General features: G+C 46.1%; 20 protein-coding genes and 1 tRNA gene. 6 read left to right on the top strand and 15 right to left on the bottom strand.

Going from position 1 to position 19,992, the window contains the following annotated elements:
• The first annotated feature begins 191 nt into the window (after positions 1-191).
• Positions 192-1,760, top strand: coding sequence for an ATP-binding protein (locus tag GJB59_RS16415; protein ID WP_142826153.1), 1,569 nt, complete (start codon positions 192-194; stop codon positions 1,758-1,760).
• Between the two features lie 85 nt (positions 1,761-1,845).
• Here GJB59_RS16415 and GJB59_RS16410 read toward each other — a convergent pair whose 3' ends face one another.
• The 6 genes from GJB59_RS16410 to GJB59_RS16385 all read right to left on the bottom strand — a co-directional run bounded on the left by GJB59_RS16410 (position 1,846) and on the right by GJB59_RS16385 (position 7,891).
• Complete coding sequence (locus GJB59_RS16410) at positions 1,846-2,517, bottom strand: PepSY domain-containing protein (protein WP_185959975.1); 672 nt, start codon at positions 2,515-2,517, stop codon at positions 1,846-1,848.
• Between the two features lie 110 nt (positions 2,518-2,627).
• Positions 2,628-3,347, bottom strand: coding sequence for a PepSY domain-containing protein (locus GJB59_RS16405; protein WP_142826151.1), 720 nt, complete (start codon positions 3,345-3,347; stop codon positions 2,628-2,630).
• A complete protein-coding gene (locus tag GJB59_RS16400; RefSeq protein ID WP_142826150.1) occupies positions 3,347-4,717 on the bottom strand; it encodes a HAMP domain-containing sensor histidine kinase in 1,371 nt (456 codons plus the stop codon). Before GJB59_RS16400 ends, GJB59_RS16405 begins: the two co-directional genes overlap by 1 nt.
• On the bottom strand, positions 4,701-5,399 hold the full coding sequence (locus GJB59_RS16395; RefSeq protein WP_142826149.1) for a response regulator transcription factor: 699 nt from the start codon (positions 5,397-5,399) through the stop codon (positions 4,701-4,703). The genes GJB59_RS16400 and GJB59_RS16395 overlap by 17 nt, the downstream gene beginning before the upstream one ends.
• A 63-nt stretch (positions 5,400-5,462) precedes the next feature.
• Positions 5,463-6,851 carry an aldehyde dehydrogenase gene (locus GJB59_RS16390; protein WP_142826148.1) on the bottom strand — a complete coding sequence of 463 codons (1,389 nt, stop codon included), beginning with the start codon at positions 6,849-6,851 and terminating at the stop codon, positions 5,463-5,465.
• Positions 6,852-6,967: 116 nt separating this feature from the next.
• On the bottom strand, positions 6,968-7,891 hold the full coding sequence (locus GJB59_RS16385) for a Gfo/Idh/MocA family protein (protein WP_142826147.1): 924 nt from the start codon (positions 7,889-7,891) through the stop codon (positions 6,968-6,970).
• 116 nt (positions 7,892-8,007) lie between these two features.
• Here GJB59_RS16385 and GJB59_RS16380 point away from each other — a divergent pair, with 116 nt between their 5' ends.
• Positions 8,008-8,151 (top strand): hypothetical protein, encoded by a 144-nt coding sequence (locus tag GJB59_RS16380; RefSeq protein WP_185959974.1) that lies wholly within the window; start codon positions 8,008-8,010, stop codon positions 8,149-8,151.
• Positions 8,152-8,334: 183 nt separating this feature from the next.
• Entirely contained in the window at positions 8,335-9,057 is a 723-nt protein-coding gene (locus GJB59_RS16375; protein WP_142826146.1) for a thermonuclease family protein, read from the top strand.
• Between the two features lie 129 nt (positions 9,058-9,186).
• On the opposite strand, the gene GJB59_RS16370 is transcribed toward GJB59_RS16375, so the two are convergent.
• The 7 genes from GJB59_RS16370 to GJB59_RS16340 all read right to left on the bottom strand — a co-directional run bounded on the left by GJB59_RS16370 (position 9,187) and on the right by GJB59_RS16340 (position 15,841).
• Positions 9,187-9,259 (bottom strand) — tRNA-Val (locus tag GJB59_RS16370).
• Between the two features lie 187 nt (positions 9,260-9,446).
• Entirely contained in the window at positions 9,447-9,809 is a 363-nt protein-coding gene (locus GJB59_RS16365) for a YolD-like family protein (protein ID WP_142826145.1), read from the bottom strand.
• 12 nt (positions 9,810-9,821) lie between these two features.
• Entirely contained in the window at positions 9,822-11,081 is a 1,260-nt protein-coding gene (locus GJB59_RS16360) for a Y-family DNA polymerase (RefSeq protein WP_142826144.1), read from the bottom strand.
• A gap of 448 nt (positions 11,082-11,529) precedes the next feature.
• Positions 11,530-13,563 (bottom strand): TRAP transporter permease, encoded by a 2,034-nt coding sequence (locus GJB59_RS16355; RefSeq protein WP_142826143.1) that lies wholly within the window; start codon positions 13,561-13,563, stop codon positions 11,530-11,532.
• Entirely contained in the window at positions 13,553-14,077 is a 525-nt protein-coding gene (locus tag GJB59_RS16350) for a DUF1850 domain-containing protein (protein ID WP_142826142.1), read from the bottom strand. Before GJB59_RS16350 ends, GJB59_RS16355 begins: the two co-directional genes overlap by 11 nt.
• Before the next feature lie 77 nt (positions 14,078-14,154).
• Positions 14,155-15,135, bottom strand: coding sequence for a TAXI family TRAP transporter solute-binding subunit (locus GJB59_RS16345; RefSeq protein WP_142826141.1), 981 nt, complete (start codon positions 15,133-15,135; stop codon positions 14,155-14,157).
• A gap of 121 nt (positions 15,136-15,256) precedes the next feature.
• Positions 15,257-15,841, bottom strand: coding sequence for a phosphatidylglycerophosphatase A family protein (locus GJB59_RS16340; protein WP_142826140.1), 585 nt, complete (start codon positions 15,839-15,841; stop codon positions 15,257-15,259).
• Between the two features lie 104 nt (positions 15,842-15,945).
• On the opposite strand from GJB59_RS16340, the gene GJB59_RS16335 reads away from it, so the two are divergent.
• From GJB59_RS16335 to GJB59_RS16325, 3 genes are all read left to right on the top strand, one after another.
• Positions 15,946-16,668 carry an alpha/beta hydrolase gene (locus tag GJB59_RS16335; RefSeq protein ID WP_142826139.1) on the top strand — a complete coding sequence of 241 codons (723 nt, stop codon included), beginning with the start codon at positions 15,946-15,948 and terminating at the stop codon, positions 16,666-16,668.
• A gap of 73 nt (positions 16,669-16,741) precedes the next feature.
• Positions 16,742-17,260 carry a YjcG family protein gene (locus GJB59_RS16330; protein ID WP_142826138.1) on the top strand — a complete coding sequence of 173 codons (519 nt, stop codon included), beginning with the start codon at positions 16,742-16,744 and terminating at the stop codon, positions 17,258-17,260.
• A complete protein-coding gene (locus GJB59_RS16325; RefSeq protein ID WP_142826137.1) occupies positions 17,261-17,692 on the top strand; it encodes a GNAT family N-acetyltransferase in 432 nt (143 codons plus the stop codon). It begins immediately after the preceding gene.
• A 60-nt stretch (positions 17,693-17,752) separates the two neighbouring features.
• Here GJB59_RS16325 and fabI read toward each other — a convergent pair whose 3' ends face one another.
• Positions 17,753-18,523, bottom strand: a complete 771-nt coding sequence (gene fabI, locus GJB59_RS16320; protein ID WP_142826136.1) for an enoyl-ACP reductase FabI — start codon at positions 18,521-18,523, stop codon at positions 17,753-17,755.
• Positions 18,524-18,602: 79 nt separating this feature from the next.
• A complete protein-coding gene (gene mgtE, locus GJB59_RS16315; RefSeq protein ID WP_142826135.1) occupies positions 18,603-19,973 on the bottom strand; it encodes a magnesium transporter in 1,371 nt (456 codons plus the stop codon).
• Between the last annotated feature and the right edge of the window lie 19 nt (positions 19,974-19,992).

The following is a 19,992-nucleotide window of genomic DNA, read 5'->3' as shown; positions in this document are numbered from 1 at the left end:
GATGTTCGGACAGTCCTGTCTTATAGTATTATAGTATTTAGTTTAAGTATTTTTATTCAGTTGAACTGTATTCAGGTGCCGCTTTGTCTAATTACCGCTAAAGTTCCTTCCTTTTTTAAGCAATGCAGAGGCGGTTTCTTCGGTTCAACCTATTCGATCAAAACTAAAATGCAGAAAATTCGAGGTGCTTAATGGATAGCAATGTAACCAATCGCAAAAGAAATCAATTATTCATCCATTTATATGGGTTTTCAAGCATCTTGCATTTCTTGCTCAATCAATGGGTCGATATGAATTCAGCCATTATTTCTCCATTTTTCGGCATGGCAACTTACGTCATATTGCTGGTTTTTTTTTCCTGCAATATAAAAGAGCGGGCACTTCAACTTGCTGTGTTGTTTGCCATGAACATCTATGTCTTCATTTTGAATTTTGAATCCTTATCTTCCATAACGCTTATTTTTTTTGTAATGCCTATTATTGCTGCCGCCTTATACAACGACACGAAACCAATCATCCTGCTGGCGATTGTCACTTCTTTCGAGTTTTTACTTCTCATTACCGTATTTGACCGGTTTACCGCAAGAGCTCCGCTGCCTTATATTCAATTGTCCATCATTGTCTTTTTCACAGCAGTACTGACGATCACCTTGCTTCACAGCATTTATTTCAGCCGGTATTGGAAGCAGTTAGAGATGAAAAATGCATCAATGGAAAAGGCTCTGCTGTCGAAAGAAGGTTATTTGCAGCTGTTTTTTGAAACTGCCAAAGACGCCATCGCCGTGTTCGATTCGAACAATAAAATTATTGCAGTCAATCCGGCTTTTGAAGAACTGTATGGATGGACTTCTGAAGAAAGCATTGGAAAATCGCTGCCGCTTTATCCACTGGATATGAAAGAAGACGCCGAGAGGCGAACATGGGAAGTCCAACAAGGAAAAAGTTATTCTCTCCTGGAAACGGTGGATGCCCGCAAAGACGGAACGCGCTTTCATGCCCAAGTGACATTGTCCCCTATTTTCGACCAGTTTGGAAAAGTGATTGCCACTTCCATCATCTCACGGGACATGAGCTATCAGAAAGAATCCGAAAAAATGATGCTGCAATCCGAGAAACTCAAACTCGCTGGGGAAATTGCCGCAGGTGTTGCACATGAAATCAGAAATCCCATGACCGTTATTTCCGGATTCGTCCAAATCATGCACAATGACCCGAAACATCAGTTTCCGGAATATACGGCTTTGATTCAGTCCGAAATGGAGCGCATCAATTTAATCATCAGCGAATTTTTGGTCCTGGCTAAACCCCAGGCTTCGGCCTTGAAAAAATTCAGCATCCAGAATGCACTGGATGATATTCTGCTGTTGTTTGGTCCAGAGCTTAACCTCCATGGCATCACCGTGAAAAAAGACTGGCAGAAAGATTTTCATGTGAATGGAGAAGAGCACCACATGAAGCAAGTTTTCATCAACTTGTTGAAAAATGCCATTGAATCTATGGAACAGCCTGGCGAAATTTGGATTTTGCTGAAAGCTGAAAAAGATTCTATGCTGTCTATCAGCTTCAACGATTCTGGAAATGGCATTTCCGAAATAGATCTGGGTGAAATTTTCCAGCCTTTTTATACAACGAAAGCAACCGGGACCGGTTTGGGGCTGCTCATTTCACAGAAAATCATTCAAGAACACCAAGGCGATCTTATTATATCGAGCACATTGGGAGTTGGAACAGCCGCAACCATTCTTTTGCCAGCAAAATAATCAAAGACAGAGGAAGAAAAATCCGTGGATTTTTCTCCCTCTGTCTTTTTCATCTTAACTGTTTTACCGAACTTCAGGCTTGTAGTCAATCCCAGTCGTTGTCATCATCGTCATCATCATTATCGTCGTCGTCAAAGTCCGAATCGACTTTTAAAATGGATCCGTCTTTTGCATGAACATCGACATCATGCTCGGAACGTCCGTCTTTAATTTCGATTTCGTAATAAGCAACGCCATCGTCATTTTCAAGCTCGAAGCTTTCGACTGTTCCACTCACCACGGCTAATGCCGCTTCAATGGCTTTGTCTGAACCGATCAGCCCTTCGCTTGATGAAGCCGATTTGTTGTTCGAATCGCTTGCAGCTGATGGTGAGTTGCTAGGCGCTGCTGATTTCGATTGGGAAAGATCATCGTCTCTGTCTTTTTCACGTTTTTGCTCCAGCACTTCGCCTGAGTAAGCATCAAAGTCAAAATCATATTCATAGCCATCAAAATCGACATCGACTTCGTAATGGGCTCTTCTGTCATCATTGTCCAGCTCGATATCGGTAATGCGGCCGTTTGCCAACTCCAACGCTTTTGCTGAAATTTCTTCAAAACTGAGCATTTCTTCGGTTGCTGGCGACTTTTGCACCTCGTTGGTCACCGTTCCTGATGTGGATGATGGATCTGCTGCGGGTGTATCCGAGTTCGCCAAAACGATTCCCCCAAAAGCTAAAACCCCTGCTGCCACCGGAATGTAAATTAATTTTTTCATGTTCTTTCTCCTCCTCATTTGTTGTTACTCTTACAATAACCTTCTCTTCTGAGCAGAAGATTAAGGCTTTATGAGAATTTGATGAGAAATACATGAAACTGTTCTCAGAGTCAGTCATCCTCGTCCCACTCGACCGACATCGTATCGCCGCGGATCGCGTGGATTTGAATGGTCGCTTCTTGATCGGTCTGGTCGTTTTCAATTTCCACCAGATAGTAGCCTCCGTCAGTCGTCTGGACAAACTCGGCTTCCTGCGCCTCTCCGTTCAGGGTTTCTTGGGCCAATACGATTGCTTCATCACGCGTAATGACTCGATCTGGTTCTGGTTCTGGCTCAGGCACCGGTTCATCAACTGGAGCTGAAGGTTCGACCGGCTCCTGGCTGATCTTCCGCACTTCACCGGTAGCTGCAGACAAAACAACCGTCGATAACTGCGTCTCTTCTTTTACTTTGACGTCATATTCATTGCGTTCTTCGTTATAAGCAACGCTGTCAATCGTCCCAGTTGCCTGCTCCAATGCAATTTCTTCTGCCTGCTGCTCTGTCACTTCTTTTGCTGCTTCCGTTTTTTCAAGCAATTCCATCGTCTCTACTTGGCCGCTCTGGCGGTTGACGAGAGCCAAATAACGTCCATCCGGCCGATTAAATTCCACTCTGTAGGCATCTCCGGATTCTGTGGTTTGCTCCACTTCTCCCCCGTAGAGGCTAATTACTGTTTCATTGGCCTGGTCTGCGGTAACTTCCGGAGAAGTGCGTGGGAATAGTACAAAAGCCAAGACGGCCACTCCAAACAAGATTGTTGCTGACGCCATTAACATCCATTTTCGCATCACAATCCCTCCTGATTTGAGTGTACATCGCCAACATTAAAATTCTCTGAGAAAATGATGGATACTGTAGTTCCCAGCTGCTCAATGCTTTCAAGTTCAATTTCGACCTTTAAAGAGTCAGCCAATTGTTTCGCCAGCGCCAGACCCAAACCAAAACCGCCTGTCTCCCGACTCCGTGCTTTATCCACGCGGTAAAAACGTTCAAAGACCAATGGCACTGCTTCTTTTGGAATGCCGATCCCCGTATCACGGATTTGAATCACAGTGTCCCCGTTCTTTTTTGCCACCACTTCAATCCTGTCCGAGCTGTATTTCCGTGCATTGTCCAACAGGATATACAGCAGTTGCTTTAACTTTGCAACGTCGGTAATAACGGGCAAGGATTGTTCTGTTGTGATCAGTTTGAATTCACGATCATAGGATGCGTTCAGCGCTGTGACGGTTTGTTGCAGCAGCTCGAGAGCATCCACTTCTGTCCATTCCACCTGGGATTCGCTGCGGCGGGCAATGTGCAGCAATTGCTCAATCAAGGCCTTCATCCGATCGGTTTCTGCACGGATCGCCGTCACGCTTTCTTCTGCAATCTGTTTATCCTGCATGCCTTGCCGCTCGAGCAGCTTGGCGTAGCTGCCGATGACAGTCAGCGGCGTCTTAAGCTCATGGGATGCGTTGGAAACAAACTCTTCCTGCTTGGAATAGTTTTCTTCCAGCAAGCCCATCATCTCGTTGAAGGTATTGCCCATCTGTGTCAGTTCGTCCTGCGACTTCCCTTCAATTGGGAGCTTTTCAAATTGGCCATTGCGCTGGATGCGCGTCATGGTTTTCGTCAAGTTTGTAATCGGCAGCGTCACAATTTTCCCGAGCACGATGCTGGAAACGATAACGGGAATCATGGCTAACAAGGTTCCAACTATCAGCACCAGGCGCAAAGTATTCAAATTATTAGTCGTTTCCCGCAGAGACTGAGCAACTGTCAATTCTGCCACTTGGCCATCTGTCCAGATAATCGGTGCTTTAGCGTAGGCAAACCGTTCTCCTTCCACTTCCACCGTTCCGGACTGTCCATCCAGTTCAGCAGGAAGCTCAACAGTTACCGCCGGGGATTGGATGGGCGATGGCTGTGGCCCTTCCGGAAGAGTAACTTTTACAAGCCCGTTAACAGGCATATATGCGCGCAGCACAATGCCTGGATCTGCACCGGCAGTTTCATTGAGATCGGCCACCAATGCGCTTGTTTCTGCCTGCAGCTGTTCCACTTCCGTTGAATATGTCAGCTGACTGAACGAAAAATAAATAACAAAAGCCAGGATCAGCAAAATGACCAGCATGAGCAATGCCGAGGACACATGGATTTTATTTTTTAGCTTCATTGCCCTGCTCCTTCATGACATAGCCGACTCCGCGAACCGTCTGAATGTAAGTCGAACTTTCGCCGGTGTCCACTTTTCTTCGCAAATAACGGATATAGACATCTATGACATTGGTATCACCATAGTAATCGTAACCCCATACAGCATTCAGCACTTGTTCGCGGCTGAGCACCTGCTGCGGATTTTTGATCAGATATAGCAGCAGATCGAATTCACGCGGTGTCAGTTCAATCAACCGCCCATTGCGTTTCACATCGCGCGTGCTTTCGTTCATCTCCAGCTCATGAAAACGGTGCACAGCTGAATTCCCATTGCCGCTCGACAAGCGCAGACAGGCGCGAATTCTTGCCAGCAGCTCTTCGATTTCAAACGGTTTGGTGACATAGTCGTTAGCTCCCAGATCCAAGCCTGCCACTTTATCTTTCACATCGTTTTTAGCGGTTAACAAAATAACCGGAATCGCTGCGTCGGACGAACGGATGCGTTTCAATACATCAAGACCGTGGATTTCCGGCAACATCAAGTCAAGCAGCACCAAATCCCAGTCCTGTTCGCGAAATTGGATCAACCCCTCGGATCCTGTATAAGCTACACCTATTTCATATCCCTCAAACTTCAATTCCAGTTCCAGCACACGTGCAATGCTTTTTTCATCTTCCACTATCAAAATGCGTTCCGCCATCACCATCACCTCTTAACGTTTATCATAGCAGGAGTAAAATGAAAAAAGCGACCCGCAGGCCGCTTATCTCAATACCGTTTTGATCCATTTCGCTTTGTTTTTATAAGGTGGGAAAACAATATTTACGGAAAACTTCGTTGATTTCTTCAAAATCGATTTGGCGTGTGTGAACGTTTCAAAGCTGGCTTTGCCGTGATAGGAATTGATCCCTGACGTGCCAACTCCACCAAACGGCAAGTAGGAGCTGCCTACATGGGAAACCGTGTCGTTGATGCAGCCGCCGCCAAATGGCAATTGATCCAGGAAAAATCGGACAGCGCGGTCGTTTTCCGAGAATAAATAAGCTGATAACGGTTTTGGCAACTTCCGGATTTGGCGAAGCAATAGCGGCAGATCCGTATAGCTGATAACCGGTAAAATCGGCCCGAAAATTTCATCTTCCATTGAAGGGCTGTCCCAGGTAATGTTGTCCAACACCACAGGTTCAATATAGCGGTCACTGCGATCCATTTTACCGCCGTAAATGACATTGCCGGATTCTTTCTGCACAATCTCTACTAAACGGTCAAAATGCTGGTGATTAACGATGCGTCCGTAATCCGGACTCCGTTGTGCATCCTTGCCGTAAAACTCCTGTATCGTTTTCGTCAGCTTTTTGAGGAATTCGTCTTTGACCGATTGGTGCACACAAATATAATCAGGTGCTACACAAGTTTGGCCGGTGTTCATCAGTTTCCCCCAGGCAATGCGTTTCGCCGCCAGATCCAGATTCGCTGTCTGGTCGACAATTACCGGACTTTTTCCGCCAAGTTCCAATGTAATCGGCGTCAAGCGCTCCGAGGCCGCTTTCATGATGACTTTTCCAACATTGACGCTGCCTGTAAAGAAAATATAATCGAACGAAGCGTGGATCAACGCCGTTACTTCTTCCCGCTCGCCTTCGACTACCCGAATGTAATAGGTAGGGAACGCTTCTTCAATGATCGTGCGAATCGCTTTTGCCACATTCGGCGTTGCTTCAGAAGGCTTGACCACTGCACAATTGCCGCCGATAATAGCACCGATAAGCGGCTCCATCACCAATTGGAATGGGTAATTGAATGGCCCGATGACCAATACAGAGCCGTAGGGTTCACGGATAACAAAGCTTTTCGACGGCTGAAGGTGAATCGGCGTCTTTACTTGCTCAGGCTTCATCCATTCCTCCAGGTTTTTAGCCATGCTGCTGATGCTGTCGAGCACAAAGCCGACCTCTGTTGCATAGGCTTCAAATTCACTTTTGCCGAGGTCTTTCTTCAAAGCTTCTATCACTTCTGCTTTATGGGACTGGATGGCGCTCCTTAACCGGAGCAATTGCTCGATCCGAAAAGCGGCCGGTTTTGTATCACCTGTATAAAAATAAGTCCGCTGTTCTTCTATCATCTGTTCTACGTCGTTTGCTGTAAAATTCACTGTCCAACCTCCTTCGAGTTTCTACATTATACCAATCGAGGCTATATATAAGCTAAGCAAATGATTTGCGTCAAGCTTACCCATAACGATGCCCGGGTGCGGCCCGAAACTGGGTACTATTCAGCCAATAAATGATCGATATAACACTGGATGACCAGACCTTCATCAAAGTTAACTAAAAAAGTCGACTGATTGTTCATTTCTTCAAAAAGCGACGGAACCTGTTCAAATTCTGTGATTTCCTGCCGGTCTTCACCTTTTTTTGATTCGTAGAGATTTGACCAGTTTTCCAGCGTCAAAACTCCTTGTTCCCCGTAGACTTTAAATTGCAGCAATTCCTTCTGGCCAATTCCGCTGATGCCTGTCAGCAAAAAAGGAATTTCCTGGGCGGTAACGCCATGCGCGATCAGTCCGGTTTCGCATTTATCCGCTTGTTCCGGATAGGTGATGTGATGGGAAGTGAACGACAGCTCGCCAAAGAGCCGGTTCATCAACTGGAAATAATGCGGGAAAACTTCACGGACAAATCCGCCTTGGCTTCTTGAACCGATCCATGGATTTTGCTGCCACAACCTTGGCCAATCCGGAAAAAAGGTTTGCAGTTCAACCCGGACCACTTTACCGATGTCGCCCCCTTTGATGCGCTTGGCCATCTCACGGACTGCCGGTTTATACATCAACGGAAAATGCATGGCTGTTCGGACGCGGTTATTCTGGACAGATGCTGCCATCAATTCGCCCCCTTCCACATTATGTGCCAATGGTTTTTCACACAGGATATTGATTCCTGCACTGGCCGCAAGTTCTGCAATTTCTGCATGAAAAGCGGGCGGTGTTGCTATGTAAACCCAGTTAATATCCGAATGCAGCACTTCTTCCACAGATTTTGCCATTGGAATTCCGTAGGCTTCACTGATTTCTGTGAGGCGTTCTGTCTGTTGGTCGTAGACTGTCTTTATTTCCACATGGCTTTCCTGCTGAATTTGTTTAATGATTCGCTCACCCACAATGCCTGCTCCAATAATGCCAATTGAAATCATGTAGAATCTCCCCTTTGAGTGCCTTTCGGCTTTTTTTCACTATTTGTTTATTAGTGTAACCTGTAAGGGTATAGAATAGTCAAACAATACCATTACACCCTCAAGGAGGAAATAACATGGACAATCCCAAAAATTGGTGGGAGCCGATCTTCACAGGCCAATTAGAAGTCGGCGTCAACAAAGAAAAGCTGGAAAGCATTACGGAGGAAACGTTCTTGTATTACGATGAAGCAGCATCGCCAACGGAGTCAGCCCTTTAATTGCTGAACCTTGCTTATTCCCGTTGCTCAAGTACATAAAAACGCCTTGTTCAATTTGGGGATTGAAAAAGGCGTTTTGTTATGCAGATTTTTACAAGCATTGCAGGTCCTCCACCAGTTGCCTGATTGCCAGAAGGCCCATTTGTTCATATAATTAATGAAGAAATGAAAGCGGGGATCCCTATGAAACTGATACTTATGCTGTTGGCTTTATTCTTTCTATCCGGCTGCGGTATGCTTGAATCGACTGACACATCCGGCACGACCGATCGCATTGATGTGGAAGTGACGCAGGTCATTGACGGCGACACCATTAAAATCATCTACGAAGGCGAAGAAGTGACCGTGCGGTATCTGTTGATGGATACGCCGGAAACCAATCACCCGCGACTTGGCGAACAGCCTCTTGGCAAAGAAGCCACGGAAGCGAACAAACGGCTGATTGAATCGGGCGATGTGTCAATCGAGTTTGACGTCGGCGACCGCTTTGATGATTATGACCGGCTGTTGGCTTATATTTATGTTGATGGCGAGAGCGTCCAGGAACAGATGCTGGAGTCTGGTTTGGCCAGAGTCGCCTATGTCTTTCCTCCAAACACCCGTTATCTCGATGACTTTGAGCAAGCGGAACAAGTCGCCAAAGAGGATGGAACAGGCATCTGGCAATACGAAAACTATTCAACTGACCGAGGCTTCAATTCAGATGCCTATGGACAAGAAGATGCCCCCTCTTCCGCTGAAGAACAGACGAACCGCGACTGCGACATCAAAGGCAACATCAACCGCAGCGGCAATAAAATCTACCACCTGCCAAGCGATTCTTCGTACGAACAGACCAATCCCGAAGAATGGTTCTGTTCGGAGCAGGAAGCAGAAGATGCCGGCTTTCGGGGTGTTGGGCAATAGAACTGGCGACCCTTATGCAGAATTTATAGGACTTTATCGCCCCCGGCATTATTGGCAATTCCCTAAGGAAATCAGTTCGAAGTCAACAAAAAACCGCGCAACCTAAAGGGCTGCGCGGTTACTCTTATATGATTCCTACTGGGCTCGAACCAGCGACCTCTACCCTGTCAAGGTAGCGCTCTCCCAGCTGAGCTAAGGAATCTCAATTTCCAGGACAAATACAATTATATCCTGCCTGTGAAAAAAGTCAATAGCTATTCAGGAAGAATAATTGATCGCTACTTTTAAGTCCATCCGTTCAATGTAACAGCTTAAAGGCATTAACAGTTTCCAACATAATAGGACTGCAGGTGTGCTGGTATATTTTTCTGCCAGTACACCTGCAATTTTCAATCAACAATCACAATCGAAACCACTTCGTCCATCGGCAGTCTGTGCTTCTCAAATTGATTTCCGTAAATCAACATTCGGCTTTTTGCATCGATTCCTTGGATCACCCCTCGATGCGTATGGATTGCGCCGGCCTTCCAACTCCGGATGATGACGTCGCATTGGCGCTTGAGTGCGATATCCATTTCCTCCTGCATCAGCTGCAGGTCGAATTCATTCAGATCGGGTTTGGGCACCCTTTCGTCTTTTTCGTACCATTCCCGGATCATCTCGACATGCTCCGGCAGCATTAACGCTGTCCACTTGATCCGTCCGCGGTCTTTGATGTCGCCTACTGTCTTCAAATATTTATTGCGTTTCATTGGACCACCCCCTTATTCTTTATTGTGTCCGCCGATCAACTTTGTTCTTGCTATAGCTGTCCCTGCTCCAGTACCCGAAATTCCACGGTAAATCGCCGAGTAACCATATCGTTTCCGTATCGTGTCCATCGCTTCTCCCAGGCTTCTGTTTTCGAACTTCCTTTCATCAAAAAGGCTTAGCTGCATCGATGATTCCTCTTCCAGGTTGCTGATAGCCAGTGAAATCTTTCGAACCGGTTTATGCTGGAAATGCTCCCGGAAAATCTCCAGGCAAACCTGGTACATCTTTAATGTGTCATTTGTAGCTTCGTCGATGGATCGCGAGCGGGAAAATCCGCCGCCAAAAGCTGTCTTGCTGTAGACGACACTCAAGTGGATGGTTCGTCCCGCACGACGGGCTTGGCGCGTCCGCATTGCGACGTCTTCGCACATTTCCAGGATGATCGTCATGATGTCTTTTTCTTCTATGTAATCCCGGTATAAAATCTGGCCTTTTCCGTAACTGATTTGCCCCTCCACTAAAGGCGAGCCTAGATCTGACAGATCGATGCCATTGGCATGTTGGTGCAGCTGGTTGCCTAAAATGCCAAACTGCTCTTCCAATAGCGAGACATCCGCGCACGCTAAATCACCAACTGAATAAATGCCCATACTGTTCAAGGTTTTTTCTGTGCGGATTCCAATGCCCCACATTCTGCTTAAAGGGCTTACTGGCCACAACTTCATTGCGATGTCGGCATGGGTCCAATAAGCAAAACCTGTTTCTTTCGCTTCCAGATCCAGGGCCAGTTTGGCCATCAGCATATTCGGCCCTCCCCCGACAGAGGAGGGCAACTTAAAAAACTCCAGCAAATCCTGCTGGATGCGGCGCATGGTGAACGCCGGCGGACCCCATAGCTTTTCAGTACCCGTCAGCTCGATAAAACTTTCATCCACGCTGTAGATATGGATCGACTCTTTCGGCACATAGGTTCCCAACAGTTCTGTAATCGCCATGGACTTTTGCAAATACAGTTTCATTTTCGGTTCGATCAGCAAAATGTCCTGATGGTCTGGAATTTCAAAAAGCCGGGTGCCGGTTTTCACCCCAAAGCGCTCCTTCATCATCGGCGATGCCGCTAACACCACACTTCCTTTCCGCTCCTGATTCCCGACAATGGCAAGACAAACTTCCAGCGGGTCCAGCCCGAGTTCGACTGCGGAAACGCTGGCGTAAAAACCGCGCATATCGATGCAGAATATATAACGTTCTGGCAATTCAAGACCGTTCATAATTACCACCTCTCAAAAGGGAACGTATGTTCTTATAATATACCACGAATATCCTTACAGCAATCCTTTTTGAAAAAATAAAAACCCTCGGGCATCGGATGATTCCAAATCCACACCGAAAGGGCTTTTCTAAAAGAGTTTATTTTATTGTTTGAAGCATTCAAACCCCGTGTGTCTACAATGGGATATTCGTCAAATTTTCTAACAACTTTACATTTTGTTGCGGGCATTATAAGATGGGACAAGCAAGAGATTTGGCATCGATCGTTCTTATTGTGTTTTGAAAATCAGTAGGAAACATTGGGTGCCAAACCCACTGCAAGCTTTAGGAACAAAGTTTGCTTTGAAAAAGCCATCGCCTTCGGGCGGTGGCTTTTTTCGTTGTTTCTGGCAAAATGAAACAACAATAAAAACCGGCGGGGCATCAGCCCCGCCGGTTTTTATTTTATTAGGCTTCTACTGTTTTAGCAGGCTTTTTATCGCGTGCTAACCATTGAATTCCGAATAGGATGATAAACGATATTGCACCAATCGTATCAGTCAAGCCTTCCGGATAAATCAAAGCCAATCCAGTTGCGAATGTAATAATGCGCTCGAACCAGTTAAGTTTCCGGTACCAATAGCCGATCAGCCCTGCTCCGATGGCTACCATTCCTGTCAATGCTGTAATCAATACCCAGATCAATTCCAACCAGGTTGTATCGATCATTAACAGAGCCGGCGACAACACGAACATATACGGAATGATAAACGCTGCGGCTGCTAACTTGGCTGCAATAAACCCGGTCCGTATTGGTTCTCCGCCTGAGATTCCTGATGCTGCAAATGCTGCAAGCGCAACAGGCGGTGTGATATCTGCGATAATCCCAAAGTAAAAAACGAATAAATGGGCAGATAAAGCGACCACCAGCGGCACTGCTGCTCCCACTGGCTCATCGATCATCAACAGCGTGATAATGGCTGGTGCCGCTATTGTAGACGTGATGACATAGTTGGCAGTGGTTGGAGATCCCATACCTAAAACAATCGCCGCGAGCATCGTGAAGAATAGCGTCAACAGGATATTTCCTCCTGAAGCTGAAACCAGCCCATTTGCCAAACTCAATCCGAGTCCAGTCTTCACGACCACCCCGACAATAATACCGGCGGCGGCTGTGGCGGCGGCGACAGCCAAAGCAGTTCGGGCACCGTCGACAAGTGCTAAAATGATGTCTTTGAAATTCAGACGTGTTTCCTTATTAAAGGCACTGACAAAAATTGTTAACAGAATTCCGTAAAGTGCTGCCTGCATCGTTGGAATACCAATTAACAGGAAGACGATGATGGCGATAATCGGTAAAAGAAGGTAAATCTTTTTCAAAACTTCTTTGCGATCCGGCATTTCTTCCGGCGGCAAACCCTTCAAACCAATCCGCTTGGCTTCAAAATGGGTCATGATCCAAACACCCGTAAAATACAAAAGCGCCGGTATAGCCGCGGCTTTTGCAATTTCCCAGTAAGTCACGCCCCCGATAAATTCTACCATCAGGAAGGCGGCGGCTCCCATGATCGGCGGCATTAATTGCCCGCCTGTTGAGGCCGCTGCCTCAACCCCGCCTGCAAATTCTTTCTTGTAACCCAACTTTTTCATCATCGGAATCGTATACGAACCCGATGTAACAACGTTGGCAACAGAACTCCCGGAAATGGTTCCTTGCAGGGCGCTGGAGAAGATCGCCACTTTTGCCGGTCCGCCTGTTAAATGGCCAGCAAGTGAGACGGCCAGGTCATTGAAATACTGCCCGACTCCAGTTTTCACCAAGAATGCTCCAAATAACAGGAAGGTGAAAATAAAGGTTGCCGATACACTAAGCGGTGTTCCTAGTATCCCATCGGTTGTAAAGAACATCAGTTGGATAACTGCATCCAGGTCCTGGCCTCTGTGGCGTAAAAATCCAGGGAAGTAAGGCCCGAAAAAGGCATAGGCCAAAAATAAGCTGGCAATGACCGTAATCGGCATGCCTACTGCCCGGCGTGTCGCTTCAAGCGTCAGCAGGATCGCTAAAATTCCGACAATCAAGTCCAATTCGGTAACGCGTCCTAGCCGGAATACCAAATCATCATACATAATCGGCCAATAGGCAGCTACGCCGATTGACAGCAGCGCCAGTATGTAATCGTACCAGGCCACTTTGTGGCGAGCCCCTTTGCGCTTTCTGGCAGGAAACAGCAGAAAGATTAAGGACAAGGCAAAACCTAAGTGAACCGACCGCTGAATATAAGCGGTATACTGTCCAAAAATAGCGGTATAGAGTTGGAATAAGGAAAATGCCAATAAACCGAAAAAGACCACATGCTTAATCATTCCACTTAAATCCCGCGTATTTGATTCGGGATCGTATTTTTGTAAAATTTCCTTTTGCTTTTCTTCTGAAATGTAAGACTCATCCTCTGGTGGAAGCTTTTGCTGTTCACGTTCTTCTGGAGGCAATTTATCGCTCATCAATTCTCACTCCTTCTCTTAGTTGAAATAGGGATAATCGCTCTACCCGAAAAGTATAGGACTTGCCTCTTTCAAGTGTTTTTTTCAAATCCGTTTGGTGCCCTTTGGTGCGAAATGACAATCCCGCATCAACGTCCCCCACAAACAGACGGAACTCGGGAATTTCCCTTGCCATATTTTTAATAAAGTATTTCCCGTTCTTTTCGACAAAGGTCTCGCCTTCTCCTGCATTCGAGGGCATGCCAATATTGAAATCTTCATATTCAAGCTCGGTCATCATCAACACATCGTTTTCAGCTACTTTGTAGCTTTCAATAACTTCTGACAGATGAATGGAATGTGTATATTGGATTTGAAAAAATGGGCTTTCTACCGGTACATAAGCCGCTGTTTTTTCAGTCTCATTATCGATAAACACATAATACTTGTGAAAAGGGAAGAATGCGATTAAGGAGCCGATTAAGATGAGGGCAATCAATAATGGAAGAACTATTCGTATCCGGAGTATCCGCATATTTTTTCTCCTCCATCTATAAAACAAATAACTGACGGCAGAGCTTGCGCTTTACCGTCAGTTAATCGCTCATTCAATTAATTTACTTCGTCAAAATAGGCTTGCGCTCCTGGGTGGACATCGATTCCGATTCCGTCAAGAGCCGTTTCTGCTTGGATAAATTCAGCTTTTGCGTGCTGGATTTGATCTGTGTTTTCATAGATCGCTTTCGTGATGTCATAAACAAGATCTTCTGAAAGATCGTTTTGAACTACGAGCATAGCTAAAACAGAGACAGTCGGAACTTCTTCAGTCAATCCGTAAATGCCAGACGGTACAACGTCATGAGCATAATATGGATATTTTTCGATCAGTTCGTCAGCTTTGTCCTGTTCTACAGGTACAATGACAACGTCTGAAGTAGCTCCAAGACTTTCAACTGCGCCTGTTGGAGTTCCTGCAGTGATGAATGCCGCATCAATTTGGCCTGATTGCAAGCTTTCCTGTGACTCACCAAAGTCAAGGTTCTGAGCGTCAATGTCGTCCATTGTCATGCCATGGATTTCCAATAATTGTTCAGCGTTAATATAAGTCCCAGATCCTGGAGCACCAACAGAAATGCTTTTTCCTGCTAAATCTTCAAACGAAGCGATTCCTGAATTTGCAGTAGTAACCAACTGAATCGTTTCCGGATAAAGTGCACCGATGGCTGAAACCGTATCAATTACTTCGCCTTCGAACATATTCGTTCCTTCAGCAGCGTAAAATGCTGTATCCGTCTGAACAAAAGCAATTTGGGCAGCTCCATCAGCAAGTGCTGTCATGTTCGCAGCAGATGCCTGTGAAACTTCAGCAGTCGTATCCAAACCTGTTTCGTTTTCAACGATTGTAGCCATTGCTCCGCCAAGCGGATAATAAGTTCCTGTCGTACCGCCAGTCAGGATGCTTAGGAATTCGGGATCTGCTGCCCCGCCGCCTTCGCCTTCCGGTTCTGTAGCTGCGTCATCTCCGCAACCTGCCAAAAATACAGATCCTGCAAGAGTTACTGCAGCAAATAAACCAAATTTCTTTTTCAACATAAGGTGACCTCCCTTTTCTATAATGTTTTATGTTCCAATTTAATAATACCATGTCTTTCTTACTAGTTTCAACGAATTTCCAAAATACAAACGCTTACAGAGGGAACATTTAGAAAACTCCTTATGTTTCGGCACCTTCCACATGCGTTTCCGGAGTCGTATCTTCCGGGGCCAGATCTTCGAACGTTTTTCCCTGTTCTTCCAGGTCGCGTGTCCGGTGTGCGATGCGTGCGGATGCACATGCAGCGATACTCGCTACCAAATCGTCCAGGAAAGTGTGAACCTGGCCGCCGTATTTTGTATCGAGCTTGTGGATGATCCCAGTTTTATTTTTATCCAAATGTCCGAATGTCGTAACGGCAATACTCCCGTAAGTTAAAACCGCACCCAGCCCGATCATTTCATCGACGCCAAAGAGCCCTTCGTCCGATCCGACAATCTGTTGAAGCGGACGTGACAGTTTCCCTTGCTCTGCAAGCTCGTCCAACTCGATTCCAACAAGCAAGGCATGCTGCATTTCGCGTTTGCGCAAAACACTTTCAACCGATTCCATGCAATGCTCAATGGTAAGCCCTTCGTTAAAAGGCAGCTGCATATCCAAAACTATTTTGGCTATGTCTTCATTCGTAACCCCTCTGCGTTCCAATGCTTCATGCGTCGCCTTTGTCACGTCGTCTGAGTGAACCCGAAATTTTGCACCATCCATGTCAAAAACCCCTTTCGCTCTAGTAAGTTGGTGTTCTTTCCCATTATACCTTGGACATTCAGTATGGTACAATTTTCTTACAGAACCTTAAAGGAGGCTTCCGAATGACGACTGGAAAGGTAGAAGATTTATCCATCTACAGCAAAGAGCTCCAGGAAGACATGCAATTGCTTGTCTATCTTCCTTCCAATTACTCCCCCCTTTATAAATACACACTGGTCATCGCTTCTGATGGCAAAGATTATTTTCAATTAGGGAGGATTCCACGTGTTGTGGATGAATTGTTGGAAAGCCAGGAAATCGAAAACATTATCGTGGTCGGCGTACCTTATAAGAGCGTAGCTGATCGAAACAAAAAATATGAACCCACCGGCGAACAGCATGGTGCTTATCTGCGCTTTCTGGCACACGAACTGGTGCCGTTCCTTGACGAAAAATATCCGACCTATCAGGTGGGCATGGGACGTGCCTTAATCGGTGATTCGTTGGCCGCAACCGTCTCCCTAATGGCCGCCTTAAAATACCCGAATATTTTCGGCCGTGTCATCCTGCAATCGCCGAAGGTCGGGCAAGAAATGCTGACCGCAGTGGAAGCCTTCCAATCGGCCAATTCTTTTACGGTTTACCATGTGATTGGAAAAGAAGAAACGGCTGTCAAACTGGGCAACGGCACCACCGAAGATTTTGTTGAACCCAACCGGCAATTAAATAATTTAATGAAAAATAAAGGGTTTTCGATCTTTTATGAAGAATTTGAAGGAGACCATACTTGGAAGCATTGGCAGCCCGATTTGAGGCGTGCGCTTATTCAGAATTTCGGCATGTAAAGGCTGACCGTGTTCCGAGACAAAGTTGGCACCATTGCTATGGATGGTTATCACAGACAAGGAGGTCATTAAAATGAACTATGGAGTCGCAGCTTTTCCTTCAAAAAAATTGCAGGATCTCGCCAATTCGTACCGCAAGCGTTATGATCCGCACTATGAGCTGATTACCCCTCACATGACGTTAAAAGGACCGTTTGAGGCGGATGCATCAACAATCAAAGATGTCGCAGCAGAAATGCAGAACATCGCCAAGCGGCAAAAACCCTTTAAGCTACACGCTACGCGTGTCAGCACGTTTTCACCGGTTACCAATACCTTGTATTTCAAGGTGGAGCCAAATGCTGAAATCGCTGCATTGCACGAAGATCTCCATTCTGATTTCTTCGGAGGCATGCCAAAGCATTCTTTCGTGCCCCATATTACGATCGGACAAAAACTATCCGATACAGAACACGCCGATGTCTACGCGCAATTGAAGATGGCCGGCATCGACCACGAAGAAGTGATTGACCGTATGCATCTGCTTTATCAATTGGAAGATGGTTCATGGACGGTCTACGAGACATTCAGATTAACTGGAGATGATCAATAAGTGCTGAAAGTAAAAATTGCTGAAATTCAGATGGAAAAAGAACAGGCTTTTGATATCCGCAGAAAAGTTTTTGTGGATGAACAACACGTTCCGATTCATATTGAGATGGATGAATACGATGATACAGCGGTTCATTTTGTCGGTTATCAGCTTGAACAGCCGATTGCGGCAGGGCGCATCCGGGAAGTGGAAGCAGGCCTTGGCAAAGTTGAACGGGTATGCGTACTTTCCGAATATCGCGGTCAGCATATAGGCGTTCTGATGATGAACGAAATGGAAGAGTATGCACGGACAAACGGCATTTTCAGACTCAAATTGAATGCCCAAACCCATGCACTCGCCTTCTATGAAAAACTGGGCTACGACATCACATCCGATGAATTCATGGATGCTGGCATTCCCCATAAATCGATGGAAAAAGTCGTTAGTTAATCTATGAAGACAAAAAAGCAGATCAGCCGAGTTATCGGCCGATCTGCTTTTTCATATTTCTTATAGAATATGGAAACCGCTGTCTACATGGATGGTTTCCCCTGTAATTCCGCGTGACATATCGCTGAATAGGAAAGCAGCGGTATCGCCAACTTCTTCAGGTGTCGTATTGCGGCGAAGCGGTGCTTTTTCTTCGATTTCATGAAGAATGGAATTGAAATCGCTGACGCCTTTTGATGATAGTGTGCGAATTGGACCAGAAGAAATGGCGTTGACGCGGATGCCATGTCGCCCAAGATCCGCTGCCAAATAACGAACGGACATTTCTAGAGAAGCTTTCGCAACTCCCATGACATTGTAATTCGGCATGACGCGTTCGCCGCCGATATACGTCAATGCAACAATGCTTCCGCCTTCAGCCATCAATGGCTTGGCGTTTTTCGCGATGCTCGTCAACGAATAGGCACTGATGTTATGCGCCAATAGGAAGCCATCTCTTGAGGTATCCGAAAAATCACCCGACAATTCCTCGCCTTTGGCAAACGCGATGCAGTGTGCCAATCCGTGGATAGTTCCCACCTGCTCTTTAATAGCAGTAAAGCATTCCGCTACTGCTTCGTCGTTTGTCACGTCACATGGCAAAATCAGTTCGTGGGTGCCGTCGAGCGTTGCTACCAGGTCACGGACCGATTTTTCAAAGCGCTCACCTGCGTAAGTGAAAATCAAGTTTGCTCCCGATTGATCCAAAGAACGTGCAATCCCCCAAGCAATGCTCCGCTTGTTGGCTACTCCCATAATGACAAAAGTCTTTCCTTTTAATGATATTGACATGTCCATTCCCCCTGCGTCTGTTATTATTACCTGGTACTAATAATACCTCACAAAAAAGAAAAGTGCAATTCGCACTTTTCTAAAGCCGGCTTAGGAATGTAGTTGCCAAGCCTAAATAAATCACAATGGATATGATGTCGTTCAAGGTGGTGATAAACGGACCCGATGCTACTGCTGGATCAATTTTCATCCGATGAATCAATAACGGAATAAATGAACCGGCCAATGTCGCCACAAAAATGGAACTCATCACAGCTGTTCCGACGAGCACGCCGATGAGAAGCTCGTCTTTCCAGAAATAAACCAGTCCGACAACGACGATACCGCAAACCACACCGGTAATTAGGCCTGTCCCAGCCTCGCGGAACAACAGCTTCATCTTGCTTTGTTCTTCGATATCGCCTGTCGCAATTCCCCGGACAGCTACGGCCAGTGCCTGTGTTCCGCTGTTTCCGGCCATTCCGGCAATCAGCGGGATAAAGACAGCCAGCAGCGCAACCTCATCCAAGGTCGCTTCAAACATACCCATTAAATTGGCTGTCAGCATTCCAAGGAATGTCAACAACAGCAGCCAAGGCAGCCGTTTTTTCGCAGCGGTCAATGGTCCTTTGTCAAACGTATCCATATCGGAAACAGCTGCCAGTTTGGAGTAATCGTCCGATGCTTCTTCTTCGAGCACGTCAATGATGTCATCGACTGTGATAATTCCGAGCAAATGGTTTTGAAAGTCGACAACCGGCAAAGCCAGGAAATCGTAATCCTTGATCATCCGGGCTACTTCTTCCTGGTCTTCACTGACAGAAACGCTGACGACCCGCTCGTTCATGATGGAGCTGATGAGCGTATCTTCTTCGGCAAGGATCAAATCTCTTAATGTCACAATACCCGACAGTTTCTTATCATCATCAATTACAAACACATAATAGATAGTTTCGGCATTCGGTGCTGCATTCCGCAAAATGTTCATCGCCGAGCGCACCGTAGAGTTTTTCGGTATGGCCACAAACTCCGTGGTCATGATGGAACCTGCTGTATACTCTTCGTAATGCAGCAAGTCCTTGATTTGCTGCGCCGATTCCTTATCCATAATCGTCAAGTAGCTTGCGACCTGTTCTTTATTCAATTCATTTAAGACGTCCACCGCGTCATCTGTGTACATATAGGACAATAAATCAGAGGCGTAACGCGCGTCCATCTCGTGGAATAAGTCTTCGTATTCATCGTCGTCCAAATCAATAGCTTCAAAAATATCCGCCATCTCTTTAGGAGAGAGATACTGATACAGCAATTGCCTGTTCCCGGAATCCGCCTTTTCATAAAAACTTGCCTGGTCGTATGGATGGTGCGATAAAAACTCATCGCGGAATTCTTTGACATCTCCGCGGATCAGCAATTCAGTGAACAATGCATCATTCAATTCTTCATCACGTACTGCTTTTTCTTCCATCATGTATACTCCCTCCTTTCGA

Source organism: Planococcus soli, assembly GCF_016881065.1.
GTDB classification, from domain to species: Bacteria; Bacillota; Bacilli; order Bacillales_A; family Planococcaceae; genus Planococcus; species Planococcus soli.
Note: the sequence above shows the minus strand (reverse complement) of the source record. Positions and strands in the feature narration are given on the sequence as shown.